The organism is Mycobacterium sp. UM_Kg1 (assembly GCF_000972925.1).
Lineage (GTDB): Bacteria > Actinomycetota > Actinomycetes > Mycobacteriales > Mycobacteriaceae > Mycobacterium > Mycobacterium hiberniae.
On the sequence record NZ_JRMK01000019.1, the window covers coordinates 24,281 to 43,925 of the forward strand.

At 69.5% G+C, this 19,645-nt stretch carries 20 protein-coding genes; 14 read left to right on the forward strand and 6 right to left on the reverse strand.

Going from position 1 to position 19,645, the window contains the following annotated elements:
- Positions 1–36 precede the first annotated feature (36 nt).
- The 8 genes from clpB to LI92_RS04965 all read left to right on the forward strand — a co-directional run bounded on the left by clpB (position 37) and on the right by LI92_RS04965 (position 9,026).
- Entirely contained in the window at positions 37–2,583 is a 2,547-nt protein-coding gene (gene clpB, locus LI92_RS04930) for an ATP-dependent chaperone ClpB (RefSeq protein ID WP_046316577.1), read from the forward strand.
- A 157-nt stretch (positions 2,584–2,740) separates the two neighbouring features.
- Positions 2,741–3,988 (forward strand): PecA family PE domain-processing aspartic protease, encoded by a 1,248-nt coding sequence (locus LI92_RS04935; RefSeq protein ID WP_046316630.1) that lies wholly within the window; start codon positions 2,741–2,743, stop codon positions 3,986–3,988.
- An 86-nt stretch (positions 3,989–4,074) separates the two neighbouring features.
- Entirely contained in the window at positions 4,075–4,926 is an 852-nt protein-coding gene (ttfA, locus tag LI92_RS04940) for a trehalose monomycolate transport factor TtfA (protein ID WP_046316579.1), read from the forward strand.
- A gap of 45 nt (positions 4,927–4,971) precedes the next feature.
- A complete protein-coding gene (locus LI92_RS04945; RefSeq protein ID WP_046316581.1) occupies positions 4,972–5,748 on the forward strand; it encodes an SDR family NAD(P)-dependent oxidoreductase in 777 nt (258 codons plus the stop codon).
- A complete protein-coding gene (gene pyrE / locus LI92_RS04950) occupies positions 5,735–6,283 on the forward strand; it encodes an orotate phosphoribosyltransferase (protein WP_046316583.1) in 549 nt (182 codons plus the stop codon). Before LI92_RS04945 ends, pyrE begins: the two co-directional genes overlap by 14 nt.
- Positions 6,284–6,300: 17 nt before the next feature.
- Complete coding sequence (locus tag LI92_RS04955) at positions 6,301–7,194, forward strand: hypothetical protein (RefSeq protein WP_046316586.1); 894 nt, start codon at positions 6,301–6,303, stop codon at positions 7,192–7,194.
- Entirely contained in the window at positions 7,191–7,847 is a 657-nt protein-coding gene (locus LI92_RS04960) for a TrmH family RNA methyltransferase (protein ID WP_046316632.1), read from the forward strand. Before LI92_RS04955 ends, LI92_RS04960 begins: the two co-directional genes overlap by 4 nt.
- Before the next feature lie 78 nt (positions 7,848–7,925).
- Positions 7,926–9,026: a glycoside hydrolase family 76 protein gene (locus tag LI92_RS04965; protein WP_046316590.1), complete on the forward strand. Its 1,101-nt coding sequence runs from the start codon at positions 7,926–7,928 to the stop codon at positions 9,024–9,026.
- A gap of 20 nt (positions 9,027–9,046) precedes the next feature.
- Here the strand turns inward: LI92_RS04965 and LI92_RS04970 are convergent, their stop codons facing one another.
- Positions 9,047–9,736 carry a DedA family protein gene (locus LI92_RS04970; protein WP_046316592.1) on the reverse strand — a complete coding sequence of 230 codons (690 nt, stop codon included), beginning with the start codon at positions 9,734–9,736 and terminating at the stop codon, positions 9,047–9,049.
- An 85-nt stretch (positions 9,737–9,821) separates the two neighbouring features.
- Between LI92_RS04970 and fbaA the strand changes: the two genes are divergently transcribed.
- On the forward strand, positions 9,822–10,853 hold the full coding sequence (gene fbaA / locus LI92_RS04975) for a class II fructose-bisphosphate aldolase (protein WP_046316594.1): 1,032 nt from the start codon (positions 9,822–9,824) through the stop codon (positions 10,851–10,853).
- A gap of 73 nt (positions 10,854–10,926) precedes the next feature.
- Here the strand turns inward: fbaA and LI92_RS04980 are convergent, their stop codons facing one another.
- From LI92_RS04980 to LI92_RS04995, 4 genes are all read right to left on the reverse strand, one after another.
- Positions 10,927–11,757, reverse strand: a complete 831-nt coding sequence (locus tag LI92_RS04980) for an Rv0361 family membrane protein (protein WP_046316596.1) — start codon at positions 11,755–11,757, stop codon at positions 10,927–10,929.
- 93 nt (positions 11,758–11,850) lie between these two features.
- Positions 11,851–12,738, reverse strand: coding sequence for a cation diffusion facilitator family transporter (locus tag LI92_RS04985; protein ID WP_046316599.1), 888 nt, complete (start codon positions 12,736–12,738; stop codon positions 11,851–11,853).
- A 74-nt stretch (positions 12,739–12,812) separates the two neighbouring features.
- Entirely contained in the window at positions 12,813–13,598 is a 786-nt protein-coding gene (locus LI92_RS04990; protein WP_046316601.1) for a site-2 protease family protein, read from the reverse strand.
- Positions 13,599–13,648: 50 nt separating this feature from the next.
- Complete coding sequence (locus tag LI92_RS04995; RefSeq protein ID WP_152665339.1) at positions 13,649–14,233, reverse strand: peptidase M50; 585 nt, start codon at positions 14,231–14,233, stop codon at positions 13,649–13,651.
- Positions 14,234–14,416: 183 nt separating this feature from the next.
- Here LI92_RS04995 and LI92_RS05000 point away from each other — a divergent pair, with 183 nt between their 5' ends.
- Together LI92_RS05000 and LI92_RS05005 are read left to right on the forward strand one after the other, a co-directional pair.
- The gene (locus LI92_RS05000) at positions 14,417–15,715 is read left to right on the forward strand and encodes an adenylosuccinate synthase (RefSeq protein ID WP_046316604.1); all 1,299 of its coding nucleotides are present in this window, start codon (positions 14,417–14,419) and stop codon (positions 15,713–15,715) included.
- Complete coding sequence (locus LI92_RS05005) at positions 15,712–16,350, forward strand: PaaI family thioesterase (RefSeq protein WP_046316607.1); 639 nt, start codon at positions 15,712–15,714, stop codon at positions 16,348–16,350. The genes LI92_RS05000 and LI92_RS05005 overlap by 4 nt, the downstream gene beginning before the upstream one ends.
- A 19-nt stretch (positions 16,351–16,369) precedes the next feature.
- Here the strand turns inward: LI92_RS05005 and LI92_RS05010 are convergent, their stop codons facing one another.
- The gene (locus LI92_RS05010; protein ID WP_046316609.1) at positions 16,370–16,735 is read right to left on the reverse strand and encodes a DoxX family protein; all 366 of its coding nucleotides are present in this window, start codon (positions 16,733–16,735) and stop codon (positions 16,370–16,372) included.
- Positions 16,736–16,885: 150 nt separating this feature from the next.
- On the opposite strand from LI92_RS05010, the gene purT reads away from it, so the two are divergent.
- The 3 genes from purT to LI92_RS05025 all read left to right on the forward strand — a co-directional run.
- Positions 16,886–18,139 carry a formate-dependent phosphoribosylglycinamide formyltransferase gene (purT, locus tag LI92_RS05015; RefSeq protein ID WP_286134867.1) on the forward strand — a complete coding sequence of 418 codons (1,254 nt, stop codon included), beginning with the start codon at positions 16,886–16,888 and terminating at the stop codon, positions 18,137–18,139.
- A 43-nt stretch (positions 18,140–18,182) separates the two neighbouring features.
- A complete protein-coding gene (locus LI92_RS05020) occupies positions 18,183–18,587 on the forward strand; it encodes a rhodanese-like domain-containing protein (RefSeq protein WP_046316611.1) in 405 nt (134 codons plus the stop codon).
- Positions 18,584–19,645: O-succinylhomoserine sulfhydrylase (locus LI92_RS05025; protein WP_046316613.1), on the forward strand; the 1,062-nt coding region annotated here is incomplete at its 3' end. The genes LI92_RS05020 and LI92_RS05025, both read left to right, overlap by 4 nt.

Sequence of the window (19,645 nt, forward strand, 5' to 3'; positions counted from 1 at the left end):
TTGTGAGGCCCGTCACTGACCCCGAATGGAGGTGTCGTGGACTCTTTCAACCCGACCACCAAGACGCAGGCAGCCCTGACCGCCGCATTGCAGACGGCCACCGTCGCCGGCAACCCCGAAATCCGGCCTGCGCACCTGCTGCAGGCCCTGCTGACCCAGAACGACGGCATCGCGGCGCCGCTGCTGGAGGCGGTCGGGGTGAACCCCGCGACGGTCCGGACCGAGGCGCAACGGCTGATCGACCTGGCGCCGCAGGTCACCAACTCCAACACCCAGCCGCAGCTGTCCCGCGACGCCCTGGCGGCGATCACCGTTGCCCAGCAGCTGGCCACCGAACTCGACGACGAGTACGTCTCGACCGAGCACCTGATGGTGGGCCTGGCCACCGGTGACTCCGATGTCGCCAAGCTGCTGACCGGCCACGGCGCCTCTCCGCAGGCATTGCGCGAAGCGTTCGTGAAGGTGCGCGGCAGCGCGCGGGTCACCAGCGCGGACCCCGAGGCCAGCTACCAGGCGCTGGAGAAGTACTCCACCGATCTGACCGCACGCGCGCGTGAGGGCAAGCTGGACCCGGTGATCGGGCGCGACACCGAGATCCGCCGGGTGGTGCAGGTTTTGAGCCGGCGCACCAAGAACAACCCGGTGCTCATCGGTGAGCCCGGCGTCGGCAAAACCGCGATCGTCGAGGGGCTGGCGCAGCGCATCGTCGCCGGCGACGTTCCCGAGAGCCTGCGCGACAAGACCGTCGTCAGCCTGGACCTGGGTTCGATGGTGGCGGGCGCCAAGTACCGCGGCGAGTTCGAAGAACGCCTCAAGGCCGTCCTGGACGAGATCAAGGAGTCGGCCGGACAGATCATCACGTTCATCGACGAGCTGCACACCATCGTGGGCGCCGGTGCCACCGGCGAGGGCGCGATGGACGCCGGCAACATGATCAAGCCGATGCTCGCGCGCGGCGAGCTGCGGCTGGTGGGCGCGACCACGCTCGAGGAGTACCGCAAGTACATCGAGAAGGACGCCGCCCTGGAGCGCCGTTTCCAGCAGGTGTACGTCGGCGAACCGTCGGCGGAGGACACCATCGGCATCCTGCGCGGCCTCAAGGACCGCTACGAAGTCCACCACGGGGTGCGCATCACCGACTCGGCGCTGGTCGCCGCGGCCACGCTGTCCGACCGCTACATCACCGCCCGATTCCTGCCGGACAAGGCCATCGACCTGGTCGACGAGGCGGCTTCGCGGCTGCGCATGGAGATCGACTCCCGGCCGGTCGAGATCGACGAGGTCGAGCGCCTGGTGCGGCGCCTGGAGATCGAAGAGATGGCGCTGAGCAAAGAGGAGGACGAGGCCTCCAAGGACCGGCTGGTCAAGCTGCGCGCCGAATTGGCCGACCACAAGGAGAAGCTCGCCGAGCTGACGGCCCGGTGGCAGAACGAGAAGAACTCCATCGACGTGGTCCGCGAGCTCAAGGAGCAGCTCGAGGCGTTGCGTGGCGAGTCCGACCGTGCCGAACGCGACGGCGACCTGGCCAAGGCCGCCGAGCTGCGCTACGGCCGGATCCCGGAGGTGGAGAAGAAGCTCGACGCCGCGCTGCCGGTGGCTCACGCTCAAGAAGACCTCATGCTCAAAGAAGAGGTCGGCCCCGACGACATCGCCGATGTGGTGAGCGCCTGGACGGGCATCCCGGCAGGCCGACTGCTGGAGGGCGAGACCGCCAAGCTGCTGCGGATGGAGGACGAGCTCGGCAAGCGGGTCGTCGGTCAGCGCAAGCCGGTGCAGGCGGTCTCGGACGCGGTGCGGCGCAGCCGGGCCGGTGTCGCCGACCCCAACCGGCCGACGGGCTCCTTCCTGTTCCTGGGCCCGACCGGCGTCGGCAAGACCGAGCTGGCCAAGGCGCTGGCCGACTTCCTGTTCGACGACGAACGGGCCATGGTCCGCATCGACATGAGCGAATACGGCGAGAAGCACTCGGTGGCTCGCCTGGTCGGCGCGCCTCCCGGTTACGTCGGTTACGACCAGGGCGGTCAGCTGACCGAGGCGGTGCGCCGCCGGCCCTACACGGTGGTGCTGTTCGACGAAGTCGAAAAGGCGCACCCGGACGTGTTCGACGTGCTGCTGCAGGTCCTCGACGAGGGCCGGCTCACCGACGGCCAGGGCCGCACGGTGGACTTCCGCAACACCATCTTGATCCTGACGTCCAACCTGGGTTCGGGGGGCACCGACGACGAGGTGATGGCAGCGGTGCGGTCCGCGTTCAAGCCGGAGTTCATCAACCGGCTCGACGACGTGCTCATCTTCGAGGGTCTCAACCCCGAGGAACTGGTCCAGATCGTCGACATCCAGCTGCAGCAGCTGGCCAAGCGCCTGGCGCAACGGCGGCTGACGATCGAGGTCTCCTTGGAGGCCAAGAAGTGGCTGGCCCGCCGTGGCTTCGACCCGGTCTACGGGGCGCGCCCCCTGCGCCGGCTCATCCAGCAGGCCATCGGCGACCAGCTCGCCAAGATGCTGCTGGCTGGCGAGGTGCACGACGGCGACGTGGTGCCGGTCAACATCAGCGCGGACGGCGAGTCGCTGATCCTGGGCTGAGCCCATCCAGACGGCACGGCCCCCGGAGACGATCCGGGGGCCGTGACGTAGGACGCTTGCTTTGCAGGTGCGGTGTACTGGCTGATCGGTTAGCCTTGCCGTTACTGAGAAATTGCCGCGAGTTTCGGGTAGTGGGCGTTCTATCGGAGGGGTGATCATGGCAAGTCGTCGCCATCGGCTGGTGGGTGCCGTCGGCGCCGCGGGCGCATTGCTGGCGCTGAGCACGCCGGCCCCCGCCGCTCACGCCGACTGGGACGACCTGCTGCAGCCCCTGATCGACGCGATCAGCTGGGTAGACCCGGGTATCGCCGCCGACACCGATCCGGGTTCGGCCCTGGCCTCACTGGACACCCTGTTCAACGGCTGGTACCAGGACCTGGTCTACAACCCGCTGAACAGCATCGCGCCGTGGCTGTTCGGCCCGGATGTCGCCGGCAGCGCCGCCGACTACGGCCCGGACACCCCGCTCGCCGATCTCCCCACCAGCTTCACCGTCCCGATGGACGTCAACCTGGTCACTCAGCCGGTCATCAACGTCTCCGTCGGCGGCGGCCCGGAGCCCGAGGTCCTGGTCGACACCGGCGCCGCCGGGCTGGTCATGCCGATCTGGAACATCAACCCCTTCGGCATCACCGGCCTGCCGACCGGCTTCAACATCGGCCAATTCGGCGGCTACCTGAACTACTTCTACCTGGAACTGCCCACGACGGTCACCTTCAGCGGCTTCGATCAGGACGGTGTCGCGGGTACGGTCACCGCCGACACCTCGGTCGCCGCGGTGCTGTTCGCTTTCCCGGCGGACTTCAACATCTTCGGCCCGTGGTCCATCCACGACTACCTGGCCGGATCCTCCACCGGCATCTTGGGCATCGGGCCCAACGCGCTCGGCCCCACCCCCGACCACATTCCGACCGCGGACCTGCCCGGCGAGCTGGGTCGCGGTGTGCTGATCGACCAGCCCGGCGGGGAACTGGTCTTCGGGGCCAACCCGCTGGACGGCGGGATCGCCGTCGAGGGTGCGCCGTGGTCCACCCTGTACGTGAGCCTCAACGGCGCCACGCCTCAGGCGGTCAACGGCGTGATCGACTCCGGCGGGGTGTTCGGAACCATGCCGGCGTCGGTGCTGAGCAACGCAGGTATCACACCGACGTCCACCGGTACCCTCCCGGACGGGACGCTGATCCGCGTCTTCACCCCCGGCGGTCAGCTGCTCTACTCCTACACCGTGAGCTCGTCGACCTACTCGAACAACCCCGTTGACGCCTCGACCCGTGGCCCGGTGGTGATCAGCGGCACCAGCATGAACACCGGTAACCTGCCGTTCGCGATGGAGCCGATCTACGTCTCCTACGACACCGGGCAGACCATCTTCGGCGGCGTCGCGCCGGGCACCCTGGAATTGTGACGTTGACCTGTTGGAACAGTGCTGATACACGGTTGTGACCTGCGAGCATTCTCGGTTCGGGCCCGAGAGCAGATACGCTAGGCACAATGGTCCCGCTTTGGTTCACGCTGTCCGCGCTGTGCTTCGTCGGCGCGGCGGTACTGCTGTACGTGGACATCGACCAGCGGCGCGGCCGCAGCCGGCGCCGTAAGTCCTGGGCACGGTCGCACGGCTTCGACTTCGAACCGGAATCCACCGAGATCCTGCGCCGCTGGAGCCGCGGCGTGATATCGAGCGTGGGCGGCGAGGCGCCGGTGCGCAACGTGGTGCTCGGCCAGATCCGCGGCGAGGCCGTCTACATCTTCGACCTCGACGAAGTGGCCACGGTGATCGCCCTGCATCGCAAGGTCGCCACCAACGTCGTGGTCGATGTGCGGCTCAAGGGCCTCAAGGAGCCCCGCGAGAACGACATCTGGCTGCTCGGGGCGATCGGCCCCCGCATGGTGTACTCCACCAACCTCGACGCGGCACGCCGGGCCTGCGACCGGCGGATGGTCACCTTCGCCCACAGCGCTCCCGACTGCGCGGAAATCATGTGGAACGAGGAGAACTGGACGCTGGTGAGCATGCCCATCACCAGCACCCGCAGCCAGTGGGACGAGGGCCTGCGCAGCGTCCGCCAGTTCAACGACCTCCTGCGGGTGCTGCCGCCGGCCCCGCGCCGCCAGGCCGCTGAGGCCGCCCCGAGCCGCCGCAACGGCCAGCCCAGCCGCCCGCTGGGACCGCCGAGCGCCGAGGCAGCCGACGACAATGCCGCCGACCAACCCGCATCGCGGGCGCCCGCGTCCGCTCCGGGCGAGCCGGCGCCGCGCCGCCGGGCGAGCCGGGACGCCGCCTCGGACGGGCGTTCGGCCAAGGGCGGTCACAACGTGCGACAGACCGCGCACTATCAGCGCTGACGGCCGACGCCGGTAGATACCGGCGGCTTGGTTACGCTGACGGGCATGTCTCGCCCCGTCGCCGTGGTCACCGGGCCCACCTCTGGGCTGGGCGCCGGCTACGCGCGCCGCTTCGCCGCCGACGGACATGACCTGGTGCTGGTCGCCCGCGATGTCGAGCGCCTGGAAGCACTGGCCGCCGAGCTGCGCGACGCTCACGGAGCCGCCGTCGAGGTACTGCCCGCGGACCTGGCCGAGGCCGCGGGGCGCGCGCGTGTCGCCGAGCGCCTGGCCGCCGGGGTGCAGGTATTGGTCAACAACGCCGGATTCGGCACGGCCGGGGAGTTCTGGACCGCCGACCCTGCGCTGCTGCAGGCGCAGCTGGACGTCAACGTCACCGCGGTGATGCAGCTGACCCGGGCCGCGCTGCCCGCGATGATCGACAAGGGCGCCGGCCGCGTCATCAACATCGCCAGCGTCGCCGGGCTGCTGTCGGGACGCGGCTCGACCTACTCGGCATCCAAAGCCTGGGTGGTGTCGTTCACCGAGGGGCTGGCCGGGGGCCTGCACGGCACCGGCGTCGGCATCCATGTGGTCTGCCCCGGATACGTCCACACCGAATTCCACCAGCGGGCCGGCATCGACATGGCCACCCTGCCGTCGTTTCTGTGGATGGAGGTCGACGACGTGGTCGCGGGGAGTCTGGCCGACATCGCCCGGGGTGAGGTGGTCAGCGTCCCGGGCCTGCAGTACAAGGCATTGGCAGGCGTCAGCCGACTGGTTCCGCGCGGGCTGTCGCGGACGCTGACCAACAAATTCGGGAGGGGCCGTGGCCGCACTTAACAAGGACGAACGTGACGAGCTGGCCGCGCTGGTGCGCAAGCTGTCGGTGGTGCACGGCCGCGTGACGCTGTCCTCGGGAGCCGAAGCCGACTACTACGTCGACCTTCGCCGTTCCACCCTGCACCACCGCGCCGGTGCCCTGATCGGACGGCTGGTCCGTCAGCTCACCGATGACTGGGACTATGTCGCGGTGGGCGGCCTGACCCTGGGCGCCGACCCGGTGGCGACCGCCGTCATGCACGCCCCGGGCCGCCCGATCGACGCATTCGTGGTGCGCAAATCGGTGAAAACCCATGGCATGCAGCGCCTTATCGAAGGATTCGACGTCGCCGGCCACCCGGTGCTGGTGGTCGAGGACACCAGCACCACCGGCGGGTCGGCGCTGACGGCGGTGCGGGCGGTGCGGGAAGCCGGCGGTCACGTGGTGGGCGTGGCCACCGTGGTCGACCGTGCCACCGGAGCAGCCGAGGCCATCGAGGCCGAGGGCGTGCCCTACCGCAGTGTGCTCGGACTGGCCGAGCTGGGGCTGGACTGAACGCACCGAGGACGGTTGTGCGGAGTCTGATCGCGCTGGTGTCGGCGCTGGCCGTTGCCTGCGTCGCGGCCTGCGGGGGCTCGGAACCGGCCGGCCCCTACGGCGCTCAAGGCACCCGGCTGGGTTCGCCGCTGACCTTCCTCGGCTGGGAGATCACCCTGTCGAACCTGCGCTGGGAAGTCGACTACGCCCTGATCGACGTCAAGGCCGAGGTCGCCGAGGAGCACGGGGCCCACGCCGCGCCCGGCGATCTGCGGTTCGGGGTGTACGGCACTCCCTCGCACCCGATCGAGGCCACCGGACTGGGCAGCTGCAAGCTGCTGGGCGAGCTGGTGCCGGCGCCGCTGTCGGCCCCGCAACCCGATCGGCTGAGCGGCACCGTGTGCCTGGGTCCGCTCAAGGAACGCAGCGCCCTGCGCGGGATCTACCTCTATTCGCCCGGCGACCGGATCAAAGACACCACGGTCGCCTACGCCGCCGCCTTCCCGGTGGGGCTGGCGCCGGTCAACCCCGCCGACACCGGTCTGCTGCTCACCGCCCAGGGCGTGGCCGCCTACCGCGCCGACGGCGTGCCGCTGGCCCCGACCGCCCTGGGCGACCCGAAGGCGTTCACCGGCAACGGCTACATGGTGTTGAGCCTGACGGCCGACGCGGTGCCCGGCCAGTACCGTGACGAGGCAGTAGCGCGGGGCGGGCCGCTGATGCTGGTCGCCGGGCCGTCGACACCGATGCCCGGGTTGGGGCCGGACTGCCTGGCGGTCGGGTCATCGGTGCTGATCCTGCCGGAGGCATCGCTGAACTCAGTACACGTCCCCGCCGCCTTGTGTACGCACGGCGAGATCAACGCCGCGCTGCTCTACCCCTCGGTCTCGGTGGTGGGCACGCATGCCGCCGTGTGGACCACGGCATGACCGAGGGCTCGGATGGGCCCGGCCCCACCGAGTGGTTCTCGCCGGCCAACGGGGTGGGTCCGTGGCCCGGCCCGCTGCCCAGCGACCCGCGGTACGACCCGGAGCTGCTGCGCGACGGCGATGGCCGCAACGTCGTCGATGCCTACCGCTACTGGACCCGCGAGGCGATCATCGCCGACATCGATCGGCGGCGGCATCGGCTGCACATCGCCATCGAGAATTTCGGGCACGACGCCAACATCGGCTCGGTGGTGCGCACCGCCAACGCCTTCGCCGTGCACACCGTGCACATCGTCGGCCGCCGTCGCTGGAACCGGCGCGGCGCCATGGTCACCGACCGCTACCAACGACTGCTGCATCACGACACCGCGGCTGACCTACTGACTTTCGCCGCACAGCACGGGCTGACCGTGGTAGCGGCGGACAATGTCGCCGGGGCGGTGCGGCTTGAGCAGACCGCGCTGCCACTCGACTGCCTGCTGGTCTTCGGCAGCGAAGGACTCGGCATCAGCGACGAGATGCGCGCCGGCGCCGACCTCACGGTGGCCATCGCGCAGTTCGGGTCGACCCGCAGCATCAACGTCGGGGTGGCCGCCGGGATCGTGATGCACGCCTGGATCGCCCAACACGGAGACCTCGACCGCGCCTGGTGATCGGGGCCCGGGCCTCACGAGCCGTACTCGGTTAACTCGGGAGATCCTCGCTCGGCTTTTGCGGCAAGATCAACGGCTATGGACCACCTCTGGGCAAACCGTGCCGCCAGCGCCGAAGCCGCGGTCACCGCACGTCACCTCAGGCCGCTGTGGCACCTGCCCGGCACCCAGCTCGGCGTCGTGGCCTGGCCGCCGATCAAGCGCGCCCCGCATTGGCACTACTGGTGGCAGGCGCATCTGCTGGACTGCCTGATCGACGCCCAGCTGCGGGATCCGCAGCCCGAACGGGCCACCCGCATCAAGCGGCAGATCCGGACCCACCGGTTGCGCAACGTGGGCCGCTGGACCAACGCCTACTACGACGACATGGCCTGGCTGGCACTGGCGATCCAGCGGGCGGCCACAGTCATCGGCGTGGACCGGCGCCGCGCCTTGGGCACCTTGACGCGCCAGTTGACCGACTCCTGGATGCCCGAAGCCGGCGGCGGCATCCCGTGGCGCAAGGACGAACAGTTCACCGAACCGTTCTTCAACGCGCCGGCCAACGGCCCCGCCGGAATCTTCCTGGCCCGCGAACCGGGGTGGCTGCCTCGCGCCGTGGAGATGGGCGACTGGATTGATGCCACGCTGATCGATCCGGAGACCCACCTGGTGTTCGACGGCATCCGCGGCGGCTCGTTGGTGCGGGCGCAGTACACCTACTGCCAGGGCGTGGTGCTGGGGTTGGAGACCGAACTGGCCGCACGCACCGGTGCACCGCGACACGCCGAGCGGGTCCACCGCCTGGTGGCCGCGGTGCGTGAGCACATGGCACCCGGCGGGGTGATCAAGGGTGCCGGTGGCGGCGACGGCGGGCTGTTCGCCGGGATCACCGCCCGCTACCTGGCATTGGTGGCCACCGCGCTGCCCGGGGACAGCGCGGCCGACACCGAGGCACGCGACACCGCGGCACAGCTGGTGTTGTCGTCGGCGAAGTCGGCGTGGGACTACCGGCAGTCGGTGAACGGACTACCGCTGTTCGGTGCGTTCTGGGACCGGGCCGCCGAGGTGCCCCGGGGCGACGGCGCGGTGGCCACCTCGATTGCCGGCGCGGTGTACGAATCCGAGGTCCCCGAGCGGGACCTGTCGGTGCAGTTGGGCGGTTGGATGCTGATGGAGGCCGCGGCAAGTCTGCGTTGACTCTGCGCTGACCAGCCGCCCTACTCGGAGTTCTGCGTGGTGAGCGCAGAGTCAGCGTCACCCGAGGGGGCCCTGCGCCGGGACAGATACGCCTTGACCCCCGAGTAGATCGCCGGAAGCAGCGAGACGAACAGAATCCCGATGATGATCAATTCCAGGTGGTCGGTGATACCCGGCACCTTGGTGCCCAGCCAATACCCCGTCAGGGTCATCCCGGCGCCCCACAGGACGCCACCGACGATGTCGAACGCCAAGTAGACCGGGTAACGCATGTAGGACACGCCGGCGATCGCCGGGACGAACGTCCTGGCGAACGGTACGAAGCGGGCCAGGATGATCGCGGCCGGGCCGTACTTCTCGAAGAAGGCGTGCGAATCGGTCACGTAGTGCTTCTTGAAGAAGCGGGAGTCCTCTTTTTTGAACAGGGCCGGGCCCAGGCGGCGGCCGATGAAGTAGCCGGTCTGGTCGCCCAAGATCGCCACGATCGCCACCGCGGGAGCCAGGACCCAGATGTCGGGGTTGCCGGCGGCGGCCAGCAGACCGCCGGTGACCAACAGCGATTCGCCGGGCAGCAGAGGAAACAGCAGGCCGGTTTCGACGAAGACGATCACCAGGATGGCCGGCAGGACCGCGTGCTCGAACAGGCCGCCCTGCCCGATCCAGTACATCGGGTCCAATATGTGGGGCATCGCCGCCACCGTCATGCTCATGAGGCCCCAACATACCGGTGTCGTGGGAGATTAACCGTTGGGGATACTGGGGGGACACCGTTTGCACCCAGGAGGAGAGAGTTCCATGCCCATCGCCACCCCCGAGGTCTACGCCGAGATGCTGGCCCGCGCCAAGGAGAACTCCTACGCGTTCCCGGCGATCAACTGCACATCGTCGGAGACCATCAACGCGGCGATCAAGGGCTTTGCCGACGCCGGCAGCGACGGCATCATCCAGTTCTCCACCGGCGGCGCGGAATTCGGCTCCGGTCTGGGTGTCAAGGACATGGTGACCGGGGCGGTGGCACTGGCCGAATTCGCCCACGTCATCGCCGCCAAATACCCCATCAACGTGGCCCTGCACACCGACCACTGCCCGAAGGACAAGCTGGACGGATTCGTGCGGCCGCTGCTGGCGATCTCGGCTGACCGGGTCAAGGCCGGCCAGAACCCGCTGTTCCAGTCCCACATGTGGGACGGCTCGGCCGTGCCGATCGACGAGAACCTGACCATCGCGCAGGAGCTGCTGGCGCAGGCGGTGGCCGCCAAGATCATCCTCGAGGTCGAGATCGGCGTGGTCGGCGGCGAAGAGGACGGCGTCGAAGCCGAGATCAACGAGAAGCTCTACACCTCGCCGGAGGACTTCGAGAAGACCGTCGCCGCCCTCGGCGCCGGCGAGCAGGGCCAGTACCTGCTGGCCGCCACCTTCGGCAACGTGCACGGCGTCTACAAGCCGGGCAACGTGGTGCTTCGCCCGGACATCCTGGCCGAGGGTCAGAAGGTCGCGTCGGCCAAGCTGGGCCTGGCCGAGGGCTCCAAGCCGTTCGACTTCGTCTTCCACGGCGGCTCGGGTTCGCTGAAGTCCGAGATCGAGGAGGCGCTGCGCTACGGGGTGGTGAAGATGAACGTCGACACCGACACCCAGTACGCGTTCACCCGGCCGGTTGCCGCGCACATGTTCACCAACTACGACGGTGTGCTCAAGGTGGACGGCGAGGTCGGCAACAAGAAGACCTACGACCCGCGCAGCTACCTGAAGAAGGCCGAGGCGTCCATGACCGAGCGCGTCATCGAGGCCTGCAACGACCTGCACAGCGCCGGCAAGGCCCTGGCCTGAGTCGTTGACTCTGCGTCCACGGCGGGGAAGTTCGAGTACGCCCCCGCCGTAGGCGCTGAGTCAACGAACGTCATCAACTGCCGTGCGACTGGCAGATCTTCCACTGGTCGTCACGGAACTGCAGGTCGAAGCTGCGGGTTGAGCGCACCCGCGGCTCGTAGGCCATGAACGCGGTGACGTTGGCCTCGGCGTGGCCGTCGTTGACCACCACCTCGTCGATGCTGGCGACCACCGGGTACTGCTTGGCCGCCGCGATCCGACGGTAGGTCTCGTCCCAGACCTTCTGGTCGTAGTTGACGTAGCGGTCGCGGATGTCACCGCAGGTGAGACTGCGCAGCGCCGCCAGATCGCCGTTCTGCGTGGCGATGTCGAAACTTTGGATCGTGGACCGGACGTGTTCCTCCTGCGAGGCCGCCTGGCGGGTTTCGCGGGTCAGCCACAGCGTGCCCAGCACGGCGATCACCGCGAGCGCCAGGATGATCAGGATCACCGCCATCACCCAGCCCCAGCTGCGCGAGACGGTGCTCGGCAGCTTGGTGCCGACCCGTGCCGGAATCTGTTGCGGTATCGCCTTGCCCGCGTCATCGCTCTGCTGAGCGATCAGTTCGGTCTCGGCATCGTCCACCGACGGGATGACTTCGGTGTGCCCGGCGTCGAACCCGGGAGCGGTGAACCTGCGCTCCGGTGAACCGTCGGTGCCGGGCGTGGCCTCGGTGGCGATCACCTCGGTGACAGCCTCGGCGTCGGACTCTGCGGCCGGCTGTGCACCGTCGGCGATCTCGTCGTCCGCCGCGGCGACGGGATGGGCTTCGGTGACCTGCTCGTCACCGTCGGGCTGCTCGCTGGAAGCGGCGGCGACACCCTCGGTCGGTTCGGTGTTGTCCGATTCCGGTGGGTTCGGCATGAGTGGCTATGTCCTCCGGCTCGTCGGAATCCGCTGACGCTATGGGGAAGCTTACTGACCGAACCTGACGGGCTCTCAAAGCCGCGCGCGGCGTCAGCGCCCGAACGGGCAGCGCACACCCTGGCCGGCGGGCTCCACCTGCACCGTGGCGTGGGTCAGGCCGCGGGCGGCCAGGACGGCCTGTGCGTCAGCCAGCACCCGGCCCGGATCAGCGCCGGCGCCCAGGTGCGCGGTGGCCATGTCCTGTCCCGGAACCAGCGTCCACACGTGCAGATCGTGAACGTCGGTGACACCGTCGATGCCGGCGAGTGCCGCGCGGAGTTCCGCGACGTCGATGTGGCTCGGTGAGGCCTCCGAGAGAATGCGCAGTGCCGCCCCCGCCAGGGCGAACGCGCGCGGCAACACCCACAGCGCGACGAAGACCGCGACCACCACGTCGGCGTAGGGCCACCCGGTGGTGAGGGTGACCACCCCGGCGATCAGCACACCCACGCTGCCGACGGTGTCGGCCAGCACCTCCATGTACGCGCCGCGCACCGCCAGACTCACCGTGGAGTGGGACCGCAACAGCGCGGCGACCCCGAGGTTGACGACCAGGCCGGCCAGTGCCACCACGATCATCGGCACACCGGGCACGTCGGGCGCGGTACCGATGCGGCGGATCGCCTCGGTGAGGATGAACGTCGCCACCCCGATCAGCAGCACCGCGTTGGCGACCGCGGTGAAGACCTCGGCGCGGTGCCAGCCGTAGGTGTGCGACGCCGGTGTGCTGCCGCGCCGGGCCAGCATCACCGCCGCCGCCCCCATGAACAGGGCGGCCAGGTCGGTCAGCAGATGGCCGGCGTCAGCCAGCAGCGCCATCGAATTGATCAGGATCGCGGTGGTCAGCTCGACGGCGAAGAACGCAGTCAGGATCGCGGCGCCGATGACCATCCGCGACAGTCGGGTGTCGGTGGTGGTGTGCTCGTGACCAGAGCCCATGGGAGGTGAATATAGGCGGGCGGGCCCGCCGCCGGGTGAAGTCGGGTTGCGGCCGCCCGCGATGCCGGGCCCTATCAGAACCAGGCGTTCCAGAACTGGGTCAGGCTCAGCCCCCACGAGACCAGCAGCCGCGGCACGGCGAAGAGGTCGAAGAACCACAACACCAGTGCGAAGAACTTCTGGCTCAACGCCGGAGAGGCGAACAGCAGCACCACCAGCGCCAACAGGCCCCACTGCTGGAACGGTGCCACGGCGCGGCGGGTCGCCGGACTCAAGTGCGGCTCCAGCGCGCCGTAGCCGTCCAGCCCCGGCACCGGCAGCAGATTGAGCACCAGCGCGGTCACCTGCAGGAAGCCCAGAAACGCCACCCCGGACCAGAACACCGGATGAGCGGGGTCGTAGAGCGCGCGCGTGACGCCCAACAGCAGCGCCGCGAGCAGCAGATTGGCCGCCGGGCCCGCCAGGCTGACCAGGCTGCGCCGCCGCGGCGTCATCGCCGATGTCTGAACGTAAACGGCCCCGCCCGGCAGCCCGATCCCGCCCAGCGCGATGACCAGCAGTGGCAGCACCAGTGAGAGGCCGGGATGGGTGTATCGCAAAGGGTTGAGGGTCAGATAGCCGCGCATCTCCGCACCGCGGTCACCGAACCGCCAGGCGGTGTAGGCGTGGCCGAACTCGTGCAGGCACAGCGAGACCAGCCAACCGGCGATGACGAGCACGAACACCCCGGCGTAGGCCGGCGGCCCGATCTCCTCGCCCGCCCGCCAGGCCAGTGCGCCGCCGACGGCGGCCAGCGCCACCAGACCCAGGAACACCGGGCTGGGCCGGACCGCCCGGCCGCGCAGGGGTTGCACGTTCACCGCCCGAACCTATCGACTTCGCCGGAGCGTCGCCGGCCCGGCCCGCGCGGTCATCGCACGAGCAGCCAGTCCTCGATGTGGCGGTAGAAGGTGGATCGCTTCACGGTACGGCTGCCACAGACCCCGTCGCGTACCACCAGCGCGCCGGTGGTGCCCAGCTGTGCCGCCCGGCCCGCCACCCAGTGCCGTACCCGGCGGCGCCGGGGCAGCACCGCGGCGCGCACACCCGGGGCGGTGCCGGTCGGCTCGATCACCACACCGGCGACGTCCCCGTCGAACAGGGCGGTGTCATCGACGATGCCCTCCCCGTGCAGCACCTCGGCGCCGTCCACCGGCAGCCAGCGCGCGGTGCCCACCAGGACGGTCCCGGCGTCGTCACGGACCAGCGGCACCGGCTGGGCGGCGCCCCGCAGGGCCCGCCGCGCGGCCCGCCATCCCGCCGGCAGCCGGTAGGCCGCGGTTGCCGGTGTCCGGCCCCTGGGCGCATACCCCACCTCGACGTCGAGCCGGTCGGTGCGCAGCAGCCGGGTCGCCAGGCGCGCCAAGTCGGCGTCGGCGCCCACGACCACCAGCCGGCGGTACCGGTCGATGGCCGCGTCGAAGTCCTCGCGGCCGCCACCGTCGCCGAACCGCATGGTGGGCAGCCCCCGCAAAGGGCGCGGCAGCGGCCGTCCGTCGAACACTAAGACGGCGGTTTGCGGCGCCGTCACAGGCGCTCCGTGCCGTTAGTGGTGTTCAACACGCTCCTCGTGAATCGCTTCAGATAGGCTCAGTCCCCGGCTGGACCACAGTAAGCCAAGACAGTTAGCGAGAAATCCATGCCGGCAATCGTCGTCATCGGCGCCCAATGGGGTGACGAGGGCAAAGGGAAAGCGACCGACCTACTCGGCGAACGAGTGCAGTGGGTGGTGCGCTACCAGGGCGGCAACAACGCCGGCCACACCGTGGTTCTGCCCACCGGGGAGAACTTCGCACTGCACCTGATCCCCTCAGGGGTGCTGTCGCCGCACGTCACCAACGTGATCGGCAACGGTGTGGTGGTCGATCCGGGTGTGCTGCTCGAGGAGCTGGCGGGCTTGGAGGGCCGCGGCGTCGACACCTCCCGGCTGCTGATCTCCGCCGATGCGCACCTGCTGATGCCCTACCACGTCGCCATCGACAAGGTGACCGAGCGCTACATGGGCAGCAAGAAGATCGGCACCACCGGTCGCGGCATCGGCCCCTGCTACCAGGACAAGATCGCCCGGATCGGGATCCGGGTCGCCGACGTGCTCGACCAGGAGTCGCTGGCCGCCAAGATCGAAGCCGCCCTGGACTTCAAGAACCAGGTGCTGGTCAAGATCTACAACCGCAAGGCGCTGGAGCCCGAGCAGGTCCTCGAAGACCTGCTGGAGCAGGCCGAGGGTTTCAAGCACCGGATCGCCGACACCAGCCTGCTGCTCGGCGCCGCGCTGGACCGCGGCGAGAACGTGCTGCTGGAAGGCTCGCAGGGCACCCTGCTCGACGTCGACCACGGCACCTACCCCTACGTGACGTCGAGCAACCCGACCGCGGGCGGGGCAGCCGTGGGTTCGGGTGTCGGGCCGACGCGCATCACCACGGTGCTGGGCATCCTCAAGGCCTACACCACCCGGGTCGGTTCGGGACCGTTCCCCACCGAGCTGTTCGACGCCCACGGCGAGTACCTGTCCAAGACCGGCGGTGAAGTCGGGGTGACCACCGGGCGCCGGCGTCGGTGCGGCTGGTTCGACGCGGTGATCGCCCGCTACGCCACCCGGGTCAACGGCATCACCGACTACTTCCTGACCAAACTCGATGTGCTCTCCAGCTTGGAGACGGTCCCGGTCTGCGTCGGCTACACCGTGGACGGCAAACGCACCGACGAGCTGCCGATGACGCAGGAGGAGTTCGCCCGCGCCGAGCCGGTCTACGAGGAACTGCCTGGCTGGTGGGAGGACATCTCCGAGGCCCGCACGTTCGAGGAGTTGCCCGCCAACGCACGCGACTACGTCTCGCGGGTCGAGGAGATCGCCGGTGCGCAGATCTCCTGCATCGGGGTCGGTCCCGGCCGGGAACAGACCATCGTGCGCCGCGACGTTGTCAGGGATCGGGCGTGAGCGAGCCGCGGCCGGAGGATCTCGACCCCGACTACGCCACCCACGGGGGTTTCCCCGACTACGCGGTGGTCGACCCGAGCCCGGGTTTCGTCCGGTTCCTGACCACCATGCGGCGGCTGCAGGATCTGGCGGTGTCCACCGACCCCGACGACAGCACCTGGGACGACGCCGCCGATCGTGCCGAGGCGTTGGTGGGGCTGCTGGAGCGGTTTCCGGCGCCCGAGGGTGTGGCCCCGGCTGGGCGGGCGCCTTCCCTGGAGGGCATGGGCAGCCTGTTGATGCCGCCGTGGCGCATCACCCGGTTCGACCCCGACGGTGTCTCGATGTCCGGGTCGTTCAGCCGCTTCCACGTGGGCGGCAACTCCGCGGTGCACGGCGGTGTGCTGCCGCTGCTGTTCGACTGGATGTTCGGGATGGTGGTACACGCCGCGAACCGGCCGATCAGCCGGACAGCGTTCCTGCATGTCGACTACCGCAAGGTCACGCCGATCAACACCCCGCTGCTCGCGCACGGCCGCATTGAGCGCGCCGAAGGGCGCAAGGCGTTCATCGGTGCCGAAATCACCGCCGCCGACGGCACCGTGCTGGCCGAGGCGCAGGGGCTGATGGTACGGCTGCTGCCGGGGCAGCCGTAGTGATGCGCAGCGCTCGGCTCTAGCGCCGGGCGCTGCGCTGCGGGCCGCTGAGCGTCATCGCCGCGAACAGCGTCAGCAGCGACGCGGCCGGCACCGTGTTGGCGATGCTGTCACGGACCCGGATATGCGCGCCGAAGGCAAGGACGAAGTACAGCGTCAACGCGGCGGTGGTCAGCCGTGCCAGCCGCGGAAACCGGTGGACCGACAGCAGCCCGACCGCCGCAGCGGCCTTGACGACCGGCAGGATCGGCCGGATCTCCTGCGGGCATCCGACGGTGTCGAGTGCTGTGGTGATGAACGGTGCCGGGATGGCGCACAGCGCCGCGTCGGCGGCTTGCAGGGCGGCCAGGCCCGTGTAGGTCCGCGGTGACGTCAGCACACTCATGGGACCGACTCTAGGCCTGGACGGTAAGGCCCGGCACCCCTGCGCGCAGCAAACAACCGGTCCGTTCCCGCAGGTTCGCCGGCGCTGCAGCACCGTCGGCGTTCCCCCTATCCTGGAGCGGCATGCAACATTGCTGGGGAGGGGGTGGCGGTGACGAGCGAGGCGGGCGAGATCGTGACCGAGCGGCTGGCCGCGGACGGTCCCAGCCGTACCAGGGTGGCGTTGCTCGGGTCCGGTGATCTCAGCCGTGAACTGGTCCGGGCGCTGCAGCGTCTGGGTGCCGAGGTGATCGCCGTCGACCGCTACGCCGATGCCCCGCTGCACGGGGTTGTCGATCGCACGGTGGTGGTCGACCTGGGCGACAACGACGAACTGGCGGCGGCCATCCGGTGGCTGCAGCCGAAATATGTGGTGGTGGGCTCGGAGGTGGTGGCCACCGATGCGCTGACCGCCGCCGTCGACACCGGCTTCACCCAGCTGGTGCCGGACATCCACGGGGCCCGGCTGGCCGCGGACCCCGAGCGGATGCGGCGGCTGGCGTCCGAGGAACTGGGCCTGCCCACGCCGCCCTTCTGGTTTGTCGGATCGGTTGAGGAACTGCGGGCGGTGGCCGAGCAGGCCGGCTATCCCATGTCGGTCAAACCGGTGGGCGGTGCGCTCGGGGAGGGCCGCTCGGTGATGGTGCGGGACAGCGATATCGAGCCGGCCTGGCAGCGTGCCGTGGCGGCCTGCGCCCCGGACGTACCGCCGCGGGTGTTGGCCGAGACGGTGGTGGAGGCCGACAGCGAGGTCACGCTGCTGGCGGTGCTCCGCGACGGCCACGACGGACCCGCCCTGGACTTCTGCGCACCGATCGGCCATCGCAGCATCGAGGAGCCGAACGGGCAGCTGACGGTGGAGTTCTGGCAGCCGCACCCGATGAGCCCCGTGGCCCTGGATGCGGCCAAGTCGATCACCGCGCGGGTCGCCCGGGCGCTGGGTGGCCGCGGCCTGTTCGGGGTGGAACTGCTGGTACACGGCGACGAGGTGTACTTCGGCGGGGTCACGGTGCGCCCCTACGATGCCGCGCTGCTGACGTTGCGCACCCAGCGGCTCTCCGGTTTCGAGCTGCAGGCGCGCGGGATCTTGGGCATGGTGACCGACACCATCATGGTCTCACCCGGCGCCGCCCGGCTGATCTACTCTCGCCACGGCGCCGGCACCGCGGCCGTCACCACTTCGGACAGCGTGGCGGTGGTCGCCGATGCACTCAGCGTGACCGAAAGTGACGTTGTGCTGTTCGGTCACCATGAAGGCCACCCCCGCCGCCGGCTGGGCTTGGCGCTTGCCACCGGGCCAGACGTCGCGGTCGCGCGCGACCGCGCGGCGCGGGTGGCCACCGTGCTGGGCTCGCTCTGGCCCTGACCCCCCGTGGCGGGAAACCGCCCCAGGTGCGACACTTCCGCAGGTGAGCTACGCAGGAGATATCACGCCCGAGCAGGCCTGGGAGATACTGCGCGACGACCCGGCGGCGACGCTCATCGACGTGCGGACCGACGCCGAGTGGCGCTTCGTGGGGCTACCCGACCTGTCCGCGCTGGGCCGCGAGGTGCTCTGCATCGAGTGGGTCCACTCCGACGGCACGCCCAACCGCGACTTCTCCCGCCAACTGGCGGCGCGGGTCACCGGCGGGCCCGCGATCTTCCTGTGTCGCTCCGGCAACCGCTCCATCGGGGCCGCTGAGACGGGTACCGCGCTGGGGCTGACCCCGTCCTACAACGTGCTCGACGGTTTCGAAGGCCACCTCGACGAGCAGGCTCACCGGGGCGCAACCGGCTGGCGGGCGGTCGGGCTGCCCTGGACGCAGTCATGAGCGAGCCCGGCCCCGCCCGCTCGGTCCGGCAGCCCAAACCGCTTCCCGAGGGAGTCAGTGCGGCCACCCTCGGCGTGCGCGGCGGCCTGCTGCGCACGCAGTTCGAGGAGACCGCCGAGGGACTGTTCCTCACCTCGGGGTATGTCTATGAGTCTGCGGCCGCTGCGGAGCGGGCATTCACCGGCGAAGTGGACCGCTTCGTCTACTCCCGCTACGGCAACCCGACGGTGTCGATGTTCGAGGAGCGGCTGCGGCTGATCGAGGGGGCGCCGGCGGCCTTCGCCACCGCCAGTGGCATGGCCGCGGTGTTCGTGGCGCTGGGCGCGCTGCTCAAGGCCGGTGATCGTCTGGTGGCCGCGCGCAGCCTGTTCGGGTCCTGCTTTGTGGTCTGCAACGAGATTCTGCCCCGCTGGGGGGTCGAGACCGTCTTCGTCGACGGCGAGGATCTGGCGCAGTGGGAGCAGGCGTTGTCGGTGCCCACCGATGCGGTGTTCTTCGAGACGCCGTCCAACCCGATGCAGTCGCTGGTGGACATCGCCGCGGTCACCGAGCTGGCTCATGCCGCCGGCGCGAAAGTGGTGCTGGACAACGTGTTCGCCACGCCGCTACTGCAGCAGGGGTTCCCGCTGGGGGTGGACGTCGTGGTGTATTCGGGCACCAAACACCTCGACGGGCAGGGGCGGGTCCTGGGTGGGGCGGTCCTGGGCGACCAGGACTACATCGACGGCCCTGTGCAGACCCTGATGCGTCACACCGGCCCGGCGCTGAGCGCCTTCAACGCGTGGGTCCTGTTGAAAGGCCTTGAAACGCTGGCTGTTCGGGTCGACTACGCGAACTCTGCGGCGCTGAAGATCGCGCAGTTCCTGGAGCAGCATCCGGCGGTGCGCTGGGTGCGTTACCCGTTCTTGGCGTCGCACCCGCAACACGATTTGGCGCGCAAGCAGATGTCGGGCGGCGGCACCGTCATCACTTTCGAGCTTGACAGTCCTGACAGTGCTGCCAAGCAGCGGGCCTTCGAGTTGTTGGACAAGCTGAAGCTGATCGACATCTCCAACAAC

Bases quoted from the DNA above. Each gene is read 5' to 3' on its own strand.
- LI92_RS04935 (WP_046316630.1), top strand. From the start codon at position 2,741: ATGGCAAGTCGTCGCCATCGGCTGGTGGGTGCCGTCGGCGCCGCGGGC.
- fbaA (WP_046316594.1), top strand. From the start codon at position 9,822: ATGCCCATCGCCACCCCCGAGGTCTACGCCGAGATGCTGGCCCGCGCC.
- LI92_RS04945 (WP_046316581.1), top strand. From the start codon at position 4,972: ATGTCTCGCCCCGTCGCCGTGGTCACCGGGCCCACCTCTGGGCTGGGC.
- LI92_RS04995 (WP_152665339.1), bottom strand. From the start codon at position 14,233: ATGCGGTTCGGCGACGGTGGCGGCCGCGAGGACTTCGACGCGGCCATC.
- LI92_RS04980 (WP_046316596.1), bottom strand. From the start codon at position 11,757: ATGCCGAACCCACCGGAATCGGACAACACCGAACCGACCGAGGGTGTC.
- LI92_RS05010 (WP_046316609.1), bottom strand. From the start codon at position 16,735: ATGAGTGTGCTGACGTCACCGCGGACCTACACGGGCCTGGCCGCCCTG.
- LI92_RS04970 (WP_046316592.1), bottom strand. From the start codon at position 9,736: ATGAGCATGACGGTGGCGGCGATGCCCCACATATTGGACCCGATGTAC.
- LI92_RS04985 (WP_046316599.1), bottom strand. From the start codon at position 12,738: ATGGGCTCTGGTCACGAGCACACCACCACCGACACCCGACTGTCGCGG.
- ttfA (WP_046316579.1), top strand. From the start codon at position 4,075: ATGGTCCCGCTTTGGTTCACGCTGTCCGCGCTGTGCTTCGTCGGCGCG.
- LI92_RS05000 (WP_046316604.1), top strand. From the start codon at position 14,417: ATGCCGGCAATCGTCGTCATCGGCGCCCAATGGGGTGACGAGGGCAAA.
- LI92_RS04960 (WP_046316632.1), top strand. From the start codon at position 7,191: ATGACCGAGGGCTCGGATGGGCCCGGCCCCACCGAGTGGTTCTCGCCG.
- LI92_RS04965 (WP_046316590.1), top strand. From the start codon at position 7,926: ATGGACCACCTCTGGGCAAACCGTGCCGCCAGCGCCGAAGCCGCGGTC.